At 33.8% G+C, this 12163-nt stretch carries 8 protein-coding genes; 5 read left to right on the top strand and 3 right to left on the bottom strand.

Annotated elements, in window-relative coordinates:
- Positions 1 to 110 precede the first annotated feature (110 nt).
- Positions 111 to 1319: an acetate kinase gene (locus QL232_RS10095; protein WP_168883031.1), complete on the top strand. Its 1209-nt coding sequence runs from the start codon at positions 111 to 113 to the stop codon at positions 1317 to 1319.
- A 58-nt stretch (positions 1320 to 1377) separates the two neighbouring features.
- Here QL232_RS10095 and QL232_RS10090 read toward each other — a convergent pair whose 3' ends face one another.
- Complete coding sequence (locus tag QL232_RS10090; RefSeq protein ID WP_281614033.1) at positions 1378 to 1794, bottom strand: hypothetical protein; 417 nt, start codon at positions 1792 to 1794, stop codon at positions 1378 to 1380.
- Positions 1795 to 2010: 216 nt separating this feature from the next.
- On the opposite strand from QL232_RS10090, the gene QL232_RS10085 reads away from it, so the two are divergent.
- Genes QL232_RS10085 through QL232_RS10075 form a run of 3 tightly spaced genes read left to right on the top strand, consistent with a single transcriptional unit; the run spans position 2011 to position 5278 of the window.
- Complete coding sequence (locus QL232_RS10085; RefSeq protein ID WP_281614032.1) at positions 2011 to 2298, top strand: TIGR03643 family protein; 288 nt, start codon at positions 2011 to 2013, stop codon at positions 2296 to 2298.
- A gap of 1 nt (position 2299) precedes the next feature.
- Positions 2300 to 3769 (top strand): deoxyribodipyrimidine photo-lyase, encoded by a 1470-nt coding sequence (locus QL232_RS10080; protein WP_281614031.1) that lies wholly within the window; start codon positions 2300 to 2302, stop codon positions 3767 to 3769.
- On the top strand, positions 3770 to 5278 hold the full coding sequence (locus tag QL232_RS10075; protein WP_281614030.1) for a cryptochrome/photolyase family protein: 1509 nt from the start codon (positions 3770 to 3772) through the stop codon (positions 5276 to 5278).
- 83 nt (positions 5279 to 5361) lie between these two features.
- Here QL232_RS10075 and QL232_RS10070 read toward each other — a convergent pair whose 3' ends face one another.
- A complete protein-coding gene (locus QL232_RS10070) occupies positions 5362 to 7695 on the bottom strand; it encodes a TonB-dependent receptor (protein ID WP_281614029.1) in 2334 nt (777 codons plus the stop codon).
- A gap of 178 nt (positions 7696 to 7873) precedes the next feature.
- Positions 7874 to 9937, bottom strand: a complete 2064-nt coding sequence (locus tag QL232_RS10065) for a DEAD/DEAH box helicase (protein WP_348646734.1) — start codon at positions 9935 to 9937, stop codon at positions 7874 to 7876.
- A 233-nt stretch (positions 9938 to 10170) separates the two neighbouring features.
- Here QL232_RS10065 and QL232_RS10055 point away from each other — a divergent pair, with 233 nt between their 5' ends.
- Positions 10171 to 12132 (top strand): OmpA family protein, encoded by a 1962-nt coding sequence (locus tag QL232_RS10055; protein WP_281614028.1) that lies wholly within the window; start codon positions 10171 to 10173, stop codon positions 12130 to 12132.
- The last annotated feature ends 31 nt before the right edge of the window (positions 12133 to 12163 follow it).

The following is a 12163-nucleotide window of genomic DNA, read 5'->3' as shown; positions in this document are numbered from 1 at the left end:
TAAGTATCACTTAAAATATATTAAGATTACCCCTTACATTGTATGGGGTAATCTTTCTAGTTTTGCATTTCGAAAAAATTTATATCAACTCAACTCCATAATTATCAAAAATGAAAATTCTTGTAATTAACGCAGGTAGTTCATCATTGAAGTATCAACTATTTGAGATGGACGGTACTCAAGTGTTATGTTCAGGTATCGTTGAACGTATCGGATTAGAATCGGGTATCATCACTCATAAAACATTTGATGCTGAAGGCAACGAAACTAAAACCAAGAAGGAATTACCGATTCCAAATCACAACGTTGGTTTAACAGAAGTAGTAGCTTTATTGACTGATGCTGAAAATGGAGTAATCCAAAATACAGATGACATCCAAGCTGTAGGCCACAGAGTTGTACATGGTGGTGAATTCTTTAATGAGACTACTGTTATCACTGCAGAAGTTGAAGAAAAAATTAGAGAGTGTTTCCAATTGGCTCCACTTCACAATCCAGCAAACCTTCAAGGTATTCTAGATTGTACTAAGATATTCCAAAAAGCTACACAAGTAGCTGTATTCGATACTGCTTTCCACCAAACAATGCCTGGTAAAGCTTATCGTTATGCGATTCCTACAGAATTGTACAAAGAACATGGTGTTCGTGTTTATGGTATGCATGGTACATCACACAAATATGTATCTAAAGCTGCTATCGATCACTTAGGTTTAGAAGGTAAAGATTCTAAAATCATTACAGTTCACTTAGGTAATGGTTGTTCAATGGCTGCTGTTAGAAACGGTCAGTGTATTGATACATCAATGGGCTTCTCTCCTCTTGACGGTTTAATGATGGGTACAAGATCTGGTGATATTGATCCAGCTGTTGTATTCTTCCTAATGGATAAATTAAACATGAAATCTGAGGAAGTTTATGACTTATTGAACAAAAAATCAGGTATGTTAGGTGTAACTGGTGATTCAGATATGCGTGACATTGAAGCTCGTTACAATGAAGGTGATGAAGTAGCTATCCTTGCCACTCATATGTATACTTACCGTATTAAGAAATATATCGGAGCATATATGGCTGCAATGAACGGAGCTGATGCTATTGTATTTACTGCAGGTGTTGGTGAAAACGATCACGGTATCCGTAAATATGCTGCTAATGAATTAGAAGGATTAGGGGTTTATCTTGATGAAGCGAAAAACAACAAGTTAAGAGCTTCTGATATTGAAACAATTTCTACTTCTGATTCTAATGTAAAAGTACTTATTGTACCTACAAATGAAGAATTAGAAATCGCTCAACAAACTTTAGCTGTTTTAGGATAGTTATTGTTAGAGATAAATACAAAAGGCAGATCAGTTAATGATCTGCCTTTTTTTTAGATTAAAATCTTTCTTCCCCAATAGAATTGATCTTGTGGGAATAAGCAAATGTTCTTAGTTCTGAAAATTCTTCTGAAATTGAGTTTTCAATCATGTCTGTTTCATTTAGCTTTTCAAACCCAATCGCTTCTGCTTGCTTAATAAAGCTTGAGTAGAAATCATTCAACTTCTTATAGTTATTCTCAATACTATCTAGTACAGGAATCTGCTTTTCAATTGTTTTTTCTTCTTTTTCATTAAAGATCTTTTCATGAAACTTTACTTTAGCATAGTATCCCTGTACTGTGCTTAAATAGTTCATTAGTTCGATGAAAGAAGGATCAGAAGTATCCGTTTTCAGGGTAGAAATAATCAAATTTGATACTTCTTGTAGCTCATTTAGTATGCTTATTTCAGCATCTTGTTTAAATACTCTCATAGTTATAAGTCTGCTTTATATGATTGATGTGGATAATTACTTGTCACAAGTATATGATTTTTTTTTTGGAAACCATATACACATGTGCGTTATGTTATGAGATTAAAAGAATGCATCTTCTCCTTTTACATTTTTTAGGATCAAGCACAATATCATTTAGTTAAATAAATTCAGAAGCACTTCTAAACAAAATTCTATGAATGATGTTTTCCATATATGTATAATCAACTGAGTGATGAAGAATTGGACAGAGTGATTGAGATGGCTTGGGAGGATAGAACCCCATTCTCGGCAATTGAAGTTCAATTTGGATTGAATGAAAGTAATGTAATCAAGATAATGAGATTACATCTTAAAGTAAATAGCTTCAAAAGGTGGAGAAAAAGAGTCCATTCTGGAGCAAGTAGTAAACATCTAAAGAAAAGATCAGATGCTATCACAAGATTCAAATGTAACCGTCAAAGGTTGATTACTGGAAATAAAATTAGTAAGAAGATGTACTAACATGTCTACTCAAGAAATAAATATTGTTTGGCTTAAAAGGGATTTAAGGACACAGGATCATTTACCACTTTTCCATGCGAATAAGAGTAACCTACCCTACCTTATCATTTACATTTTTGAACCAAGGATGATCTCATATGATGATACATCACAAAGGCATTTACAATTTATTTATCATTCAATCTTACAAATGAACCAACAGTTAAAAAGTTCACATCATAGGGTTGAATTATTTTACGGGGAATCTTTCAATGTCTTTCAATATTTATCTCAGTTATTTACGATAAGAAATGTATTTAGCTATCAGGAATCTGGAATACAAATCACTTACGAAAGAGATATTGAAGTTCATCAATTACTAAAAAGAAATAATTCAAAATGGTCAGAATATCAGAGAGACGGTATTATTAGAGGGATTAAAAATCGGAATGGTTGGGACAAGGCTTGGAAACAGGAGATGACCATGCCTACAATTCAAAATAATTATACGAATTGTCAATCTATTGAAGTGAAGCATTCTTTTTCCCTTCCTACTTCATTAATAAAAGTACTAAAAGATTACAATACTTTATATCAACCTGCAGGAGAACTATATGCATGGAAATACCTATCTTCTTTCACCGAGGAAAGAGGAAAAAGCTACCATAGATACATATCCAAGCCTTTAGAAAGTAGAAAGAGTTGTGGAAGAATATCACCTTATCTTGCTTGGGGTAATTTATCAATACGACAAGCTTATCAACATATCTTACACCACCCAAGTTTCGATAAAAATAAAAGAGCTTTCAACGGAATTATTACCAGATTAAAATGGCATTGTCATTTTATACAAAAGTTTGAAGCTGAATGTACTTATGAGACCAATTGTGTCAACCCTGCATTTGAAAATCTTACACATAAAAATAATCGCATTCTCCTATCAGCTTGGAAGGAGGGTAAGACAGGCTACCCAATGATTGATGCCTGTATGCGTTGTATAAAAGCTACAGGTTGGATTAATTTTAGGATGAGAGCCATGCTGGTTAGTTTTTTATGCCATCACTTGGATCAGGATTGGAGAAACGGAGTTTACCACCTTGCACAATTATTTTTAGACTACGAACCCGGCATTCATTATACTCAATTTCAAATGCAAGCAGGAACGACAGGAATCAATACAATACGTATTTACAATCCAGTTAAACAGTCTGAAGATCATGATCCTGAAGGTAAATTTATAAAACAATGGGTTCCCGAATTGAAAGATGTCCCCATTCGATATATTCATGAACCATGGACCATGACAAGGTTAGATTTGGCATTCAATGGTCTCAGTGATTACGAATATCCCGATCCTATTGTTGATTTGAAATCTAGTGCTAAAAAAGCTAGAGATAAAATCTATTCTTTTAAAAAGTCGGACATTGTAAAACGGGAAGTCGAACGCATTTTAGTTTTACATACCCGAAATCAACCCTCAAAAGCTATATAAATGATTGCAATAGTCTTTCCTCACCAATTATTTGAAAAATCACCTTTATTTGAAACACACTGTGAAACCTACCTCTTAATAGAGGAATATTTATTTTTTCACCAATATAAATTTCATAAACAAAAGATTTTATTCCATAAGTTAACTATGGAATATTATGCTGAATATCTTAAGAGTAAAGGTTATAAAGTGATTCATTGGAAAGGAAAATCTAAAGAGGAATCAGATATACGACATGTAATAGACTCCTATGTTTCTTTAGATCACAAAGAAATTTTCATGATCGACCCAACGGATAATTGGCTCGAACAAAGGATAGAATCAAGTGTCAAGAAAAATAAATTAATACTTCACAAATTGAAATCACCTCTTTTTTTAAACTCAAAAGAAGATAATCTCATTTTTTTCAAGAAGGACAAAAAGAAGTTTTTTCATGCTACATTTTATAAGGAGCAAAGACTTAAATATCAGATTCTCATTAACGAGAAAAATGAGCCTGTCGGCGATAAATGGTCTTTTGATGATGCAAACAGGAAGAAATATCCAAAAGGAAAAATACCTCCTGCTACAAGTTTCCATACAATAAATAGTGATCATCAAACGGTAATAGAAGTAGAAAATCAATTCTCAGATCATTACGGAGTTATTGACCTTACATCGGTTTATCCAACGACTTTTCATGAAGCAAAAACGTGGTTAGATTGTTTTTTAAAAGAACGTTTTAAAGATTTTGGAGAATTTGAAGATGCCATCATTCAAACTGAATTGGTACTAAACCATAGTTTACTTTCTCCATTGTTAAACATTGGATTACTTACCCCAGACTATGTGATTACACAAATCTTATCGTTTTCAAATCAGAATCAATCGATTCCTATTAATTCTACTGAGGGACTGATCCGACAGATAATCGGTTGGAGAGAATTTATTAGAGGTATTTATGAGGTAAAAGGAGGTGAAGAACGTACAAAAAACTTCTTTGGGTTTCATAAAAAAATACCACCTTCATTTTATGATGGAACAACGGGTATTCCACCGGTAGATAGTACCATTAAGAAAGTATTAAAAACTGGCTACTGTCATCATATTGAACGGCTAATGATAATGGGTAACTTTATGCTTTTATGTGAATTTGATCCTGATGAAGTCTATAAGTGGTTTATGGAATTATTTATAGATGCTTATGATTGGGTGATGGTTACCAATGTATATGGTATGAGTCAGTTTGCTGATGGTGGGCTTATGGCAACAAAACCCTATATAAGTAGTAGCAACTATATTATTAAGATGAGTAATTTCAAAAAAGGTGATTGGCAAAAAACATGGGATGGATTATTTTGGAAATTCATGGATAAACATAGAAATATCATCAATAAAAATCCAAGGCTCAGAATGCTCATTAGTAGTTTTGATAAAATGTCAGAAGATAAAAAAAATGATCATTTCGCTTATGCAGAACATTTTTGTATCCATCATCAACTACCTACTAGACAAGAAACTTTATTTTAGTAGTACTACGAAATTATAAAAGAAAAGCCTATGAATATCAACTTCATAGGCTTTTCTTTTATAGAACTATATATGTTTTGTTGCTAGAACCAAGACGAAATACTAATAGAGAAGTTCCTCCCTGGCTCTGCCAAGTTCAGTATTCTGTAACGAGATAAATGACGCATATATTCATTGTTGGTCAGGTTATCTACTCTAAAAATTAAGTTGCCATAAAACTTATTTAGGCTAAAACCTGTACCTAATTTTAATCCCATCACATAATAACCATCTGTTGGTAACTCGTTAATATCAACTCTATTTTGAGCTTGTACTAATTCAACATTAGCACTTATAAATGGTTTTGTAAAGAATTTACTTATTACTGTATGGGTATATGTTAATTCATTATGTGTAGCTAATGGAGGAATAAAAGAAAAAGATCTTCCTCTTTCAGTATTTTCAGAATATACATATTCAATAGAGTTATTAAACTTTAACCCTCTTGTGATATTCCAATTGAAAGAAAACTCATATCCCCAGAAAAAGCCTTCTGCCTCTATGTATTTATAAATCTGCCCTGCATCTGGTAAAGGCGATGGTTGTCCACTGGCAGTAAGATAGATATAGTTGGTATAATAGTTAAAATAGGGATTTAGACTAACGGATACTTTTTTGGAACCATACCCTAGATTGACATCCCATTGGTACCCTTGTTCTGGAGATAAATCTGGATTACCTTCTTCATGTCTAAATGTACCGTGATGTACTCCATTTGAAGCCAATTCGTTGGCCTTTGGAGCTCTGAATGTCTTTGCTATGTTAGTATTAGCATCGATGACTTTAAACATCTTCCACTGATAACCTAATGACGCTGAAAAAGCTCCATAGTCATTATTAATATCATCTACTCTTTGCCATGGATTTCCAGAATTTGGTGGATCTTGGAAGAATGGGTCTGTATAAGCTTCAGATGTAAAGAAGATATGATCATATCTAACACCTCCTATGATACTTGATTTTTCTGATAAAGGAATACCAAACATACCGTAGGCACCCATACTGTTTTGCTGATAATTTGGAATCAAGAAATCAAAGCCACTTCTTTCGTTCTTTTGGAATTCATACGAAATACCCGTTTCCCAATTTATCCAGTCGCTCTCTTTATCAAAATGTATATTAGAAGTAATCGTATTTAATACTAGACCATTCGCAACAAATCCATCTTCACCAAATGGTCTACCATGTCGAACGGGATCTGACAATTCTTTTCTATTGTTATTTTGATATCCGATATCAAACCAAATATTCCCGCCCCAGATATCCACATGAGAATTATACGTCAGCATTTGATGTAGAATATCTTGCTTTGGTACTTCTGGTCTACGTTTATCATTAAAAGAATCTAACCATCCACTTGTAGGAATACCTGTCGCACCAGGAAAAAGACCTACTACCTCATCAAACATACTGTAAGAAATACTGTGCACCCAGCGAGTTCCTTCCCAACCAAAGGCTGTTTTAAAAGAACCAATTGTTCCTCCTGTATTGACTAAAATTCCATCGTTAAGAGGAAAGACATATCCTAAATACGCAAAATTATCTGAAGGGACTCTATAGTTACCAAAATCTTCATATCCTCCAGAAAATTGAAAGAAGAAGTTATCTTTTTGACCATTTACCTTAAAATCTCCACTGATATATTGATTGTTGTTTTTATAGTTTACACCAACTTTACCTTCGACACCATCTACACCAAGAGGTTCTGGTGATTTCATTTTTATCACCCCTCCTAAACCATCTGAACCATACTTAAGAGTGGCTGCACCTTTGGCAATTTCTACTTCATCAACATTAGACTGCCCTACTGATAATCCATGATCCATGCCCCATTGTTGGTCTTCCAGTTTTATACCATCTACACTTACAATAACTCTCGACCCTGCCATACCTCTCACTGTAGGTTTAGAAATACCCACACCAGTTGATATATATGACACTCCAGGAGTTTTAGCTAAGGTTTCTGCTATTGTTGTCCCTTTTTCAGCTTCTAATGTATATGCATTTATAGATGAAATATTAAGCCCTGATAGGGAAAGTTCATCATGACCATGTTCATGGATTTCTACCTCATCTAACTCTTCCCAAATTTCTGTGAGAAATACTTTTTTATTTCTTCCTTCTTTTAGATTGATAACTAGATCTTGAAATCCTAAAAAGTGTACATGAATAGAGACCACTTCTTCATTATATGTAAAAGAAAACCTACCAGATTTATCTGTAAGTACTACTTTTTCCTTGACTTGAATTTGTACGCCTTCTAAAGGTTGTTCTGATGATTCATCAAGTACTACACCTCTAAAATTATAATCTTGGGCGTAAAGTGTATTGAGAGATAAAATAAAAAATACACTAATAAAAAAAGACTTCTGCAACATACTTGCAAAATAAAGAATTATGCAGGATGTTTTCTATTTATTGATCAATAAATTAGTTCCTATGAGTCAATTTCTGAAGTATTATTTCACAAACATCTGATGAGTAATACTATAAAAAAAGGGCTAAACTCTATTTCAAGTTTAACCCTCCTTATGTTCATTCTATAATAAGAATAAATTACTTTTTTTTCTTTCTTCCTGAGCCCATATAAGCAGAAATTTTACCACTTGCTCTTTGCTTTTCCATCGATGACTTATTCTTCAAACGACGGTTTTTATCTACTTTATCCTTGTTCTTCTTTTTCTCATGGAAAGCCCCTTGATAGTTAGGATCTTCAATCTTCTTCTGGCGGTCGATTTCTCTGGCCATATCTTGATGTTCGTCCTTTGGAGTTTCCTCAAATTCAAGATCTAAAGGATGGTCTAATACAGGAATATCCTTATTGATCAATTTTTCAATTTTTCTCAAATGATATTTCTCAGCATCGTTACAGAAAGTATATGCCGTACCAGTATTATTTGCTCTACCTGTTCTACCCACTCTGTGTACGTAGTCTTCATACATCACAGGAACATCAAAGTTGATCACATGTGAAACCATACTTACATCCAATCCTCTAGCAGCAACATCAGTAGCTACTAAAACACGAATATTTCCTTCTTTAAAAGCTTGAATACTATTAATCCTAGCATTTTGTCCTTTGTTAGCATGGATTACCTTAACATCACCTTCAATTTTTCTTTCCAGGTAGCGGAAAATACCATTAGCATGATCTTTCTTTTTACAAAAAACAATAATTCTTGTTAGTTCACTATCCTCTTCATTGAGCATGTATTCTAACATTTTGAGTTTTGTCATAAAGTTAGGGAGATAATATACATATTGATCTACCATCTCCGCGGTGGTTGATTGAGGAGTAATTTCAACACGCTGAGGGAATTCCAGAAACTCTTCACTTAATCTTACAACAATATCAGGCATTGTTGCTGAGAAAAGTAAATTTTGACGTTTTCTTGGAATGATCTCCAACATTTGTCTGATCTGAGGCATGAATCCCATATCCATAATTCTATCGGCCTCATCCAATACCATGTATTTGATAGATTTCATCTTTAGTTTACCTCTTGAGTAAATATCCATTACTCTACCAGGTGTTCCTACTAAGATATCAATCCCTTTTTCTATTTCTTCAATTTGTGTTTTAGGGCCAATTCCACCATAAACTACTGCATGTCTTAACCCTGTATACTTGGCTAATTTTTCAATTTCTTTACCTACCTGTATTGACAATTCCCTTGTTGGTACTAAAATTAATACTCTAGGATCATTGCCTTGAGCATATTTCGCTTTAAATAGCAACGGTAGTAAATATGCAGCTGTTTTTCCTGTTCCTGTTTGGGCAATACCAAATAGATCATGTCCTGCCAAAACAAGTGGAATAGCTTTTTCCTGGATGGGTGTTGGCTCAGAATAGCCCATCTCATCACAAACAGTATATAATTGCTTGTTTAATTTAAATCTTCTGAAACCCTCTTCTTCATTTTCATTCAGGGATGGAGATTCAGGAACCTCCACACCAGGCTTAGTTGGCAAAAATGTAAGTGCAGGATCATCACCTAAGTGATCGATATTATTAAATTCAATTAGTTTAAATTCACCAGTAAATTCATTGTATTCGATAGTTGTAACACCTGTATTCCTAGGAGCGAAGTTTTTCATTTCATCGAAGTCCATGTCCAAAAGCAAGCAAAGAAAGACGCGGATCGAGCGAGAGTGCATACAAATCATTACATTTCTCTCCTCTTCATTCTTCATGATTTTTTCTAAGCCTTCTGCCTCTCTCTGAAGAACTTCAATTAATTGTTCTCCCCCTTTTGGAAAAACCTCAAAGTTACCTTTCTCCCATTCATCAGAAATGTCTTGAACAGTTTTTCCATCAATCACACAATCATCGATAGAGTTACCTTCATAATCTCCGTAATTCATTTCATCAAACTCAGGCATAATTTCATAGGATAACCCATTATCAATAAAGCCCTTTGCTGTTTGATGTGTTCTCTTTAATGAAGTAACATATAATTTATCTAAAGGAAAGTTTTTGTAAGCATCATATAGTAACTCTGCTTGCTTCTGACCATTTTCGTTAAGATCAGCATCAATCTTTCTTCCTTGTACTATCCTTTTTGTGTTATATGCCGTTTGTCCGTGACGAACAATATAAAGTCTTTTCGAATTACTCATAAATGAATTTAATGTTTGATGCAAAGTTAAGGGCTTCTCTTAGATTTTAAATCAGATTTAAAGATTAAATGAAAATGTTAACGATTAGATAATCATATTCTTTCTATCAGAGAGATTGATTCTCAATAAATTCAAGAAAAGTAATAAATTATGTATTATTGTAATGAGGTCAACATTTGTTGAATTGTTTCCATCAACATAATTTTTTTCTATTGATACGGTTAATTTTTACTTTGATACTGGCTCTTACAACGCCCTACTTATATGCACAAACTATTTACTGGGCAGATCATGTAATCGGTTATTCGTCTCAATACGATCATTTTCAGAATAGTGCCGAGCAAGCATTAGGAAGTCCAAATGTATCCTATAACCAGCAAAGTAGTCCTTTAGCCTGGATGTCGAATGAAGATAGTCTGGCTACTATTACTATTGGTTTTGCCGTACCTATTGAAGGTGTAAATCAAATATTGATCTCAGAAGCGTTTTATCATAATACAATTGCTCAAGTGAGCATTTTTGATGGTAATGGAAACGAAAAAGTGATTTACACTCAAAAACCTTCCTACATTAAAAGTGGAGGTGAATTATCTAGTTTTTTTATCAATAAAAAATGGGGTCCTGTACAGCAGATTAAAGTTATACAGCATGGTTTAACATCAACTAGGATGTCGGGTATTGATGCTATTGGAATGTCAACATCTTCATCAACTATAAGTATTCAACCTAAAGTAAGCAATCATCTTTCTCCTGGGATTGTTACCAATAAAATAAGTTCTCCTCTTAATACTTCAGCAGACGAATTATCACCAACACTGGATATCAGAGGAGATAAACTACTTTTTACCCGAGTAGATGGAGGGATACCTCTTCTCTATGAGGCTCAAAAAGATAGTCTCGGACAATGGGTTGCTAGTAAAGTTGAAATTGACTCCGCTTCAAACCTTTTAAATAAATATATTACCGCATTATCTCCTGACGGTATTACTGCCTTATCAGTAATTGATCAGGATGCTGAATCCTTCCATCTTTCCACCTTAGAGCTAAAAGATTCTATTTGGATTGAACAAGAGCAGATTATCATACCTAACATTCAACTTTTGAAACAGAAGTCTGATTTTTTTCTTTCGAACAGTAGAAAAATAATGCTAATGTCCCTCACGGATAACAGAACAGAATATACTTCGAATCTGTATGTTAGTTTTAAAGAAAAAGATGGACATTGGACCACTCCAAAGTCGTTAGGTAAAAAGATTAATACTTTAGGTAAGGAAACTTCTCCTTTTCTTTCTGTGGATGGTAAAACACTCTATTTTGCATCAACAGGTCATCAAAGCTTTGGAGGAAGTGATCTCTTTGCTGCTAGAAGGTTGGATGACACTTGGCTAAATTGGAGTACTCCCGAAAATCTAGGTTCTACAGTTAATACGAAAGAAGATGAAACGGATCTTTGTATTCCGATTAGTGGTGATATAGGGTATTTTAGTAGAAGGAATGCTGAAGGGAATATGGATATCTACAGTATCAAACTTCCTATTTTACTTCCACCTGAACCTATCGCTTTAGTATCAGGTATTGCTTTGAATAAAACGAGTCAACAACCTATTCATGCAAGAATTATCTATACAGACCTTGAAACACAAGAAGAAATAGGCACTGTATTTTCTAATGCTACTACCGGTAAGTACTTTATCACACTACCACTAGGAAAAAAATATAGTTATCTCGCTCAAGCAACGGGGTATCTTTCTCAATCCGAAAATATTGATCTAAGTACTCAAAAGAAAGATGTAAAGGCACAGCAAAACCTTTTCCTATTACCTATTGAAGAAACTTCTACTTTAACTCTTAAGAATATCTTCTACGCAACCAACAGTAGCTATCTAGAAAAGTCCTCTTATGATGAATTAGACAGAGTGGTTGCTCTTCTTAAGAATGAACCTAGTATTTTAGAAGTAGAAATTGCTGGTTTTACAGATTCTCAAGGAAAAGAAAGCTATAACCAATGGTTAAGTGAAAAAAGAGCCAAGTCGGTGAAAGAATACTTAATAAAAAAAGGTATTGAGGAACATAAACTTGTGGCAGTAGGTAGAGGTGAAACCTTCCCTATAGCTCCCAATGAAACAGTAGACGGCAGAAAACTTAACCGAAGAGTTGAATTTAAAATATTAAAATTAGAACAGATTAATAAATAAGAATACGTCTTATAAATATATATCCTTAAAG

This window comes from Flammeovirga sp. SubArs3 (assembly GCF_947387565.1).
Lineage (GTDB): Bacteria > Bacteroidota > Bacteroidia > Cytophagales > Flammeovirgaceae > Flammeovirga > Flammeovirga agarivorans.
Note: the sequence above shows the minus strand (reverse complement) of the source record. Positions and strands in the feature narration are given on the sequence as shown.